At 48.7% G+C, this 347-nt stretch carries 2 pseudogenes; both read left to right on the top strand.

The features are described 5' to 3' along the window. Positions 1 to 6: 6 nt before the first annotated feature. Positions 7 to 72: pseudogene (locus LI114_RS14420) on the top strand (DNA cytosine methyltransferase); the annotation flags it as partial. Between the two features lie 90 nt (positions 73 to 162). Beyond that, positions 163 to 347 (top strand): annotated as a pseudogene (locus LI114_RS14415) (DNA (cytosine-5-)-methyltransferase); the annotation flags it as partial.

Here is a 347-nt window from a genome sequence, read left to right as displayed (position 1 = left end):
TGGCAGGTGCTTAACAGCGCAAATTTTAGAGTCGCCCAATCCCGAAAAAGAGTGTTCATTATCGGATTTCTTAGAGAAAAATGCGCCGGAAAAGTATTGTCTTTCACGGACGCAAATCCAAAAACTCTTGTACAACGCATACCCGGACGAGAGGGCTGCAGAGTGTACTCAGCCGACGGACTGAGCATAACGCTTACGGGAACGGCAGGAGGCTTCGGAGGAAAGACAGGACTTTACGAGATCATAGGACTTCCGATCAAGGTCAAAACCAAGTCGGGCTATCAGTTAGCATTGCCCGGCGACAGTATTGATCTCGCCTACCCTAACATTAATTCAAGACGAGGACG

The sequence above is a fragment of the Ruminococcus sp. 210702-SL.1.03 genome, assembly GCF_020559915.1.
In the GTDB taxonomy this organism is placed as follows: domain Bacteria; phylum Bacillota; class Clostridia; order Oscillospirales; family Ruminococcaceae; genus YE71.
Note: the sequence above shows the minus strand (reverse complement) of the source record. Positions and strands in the feature narration are given on the sequence as shown.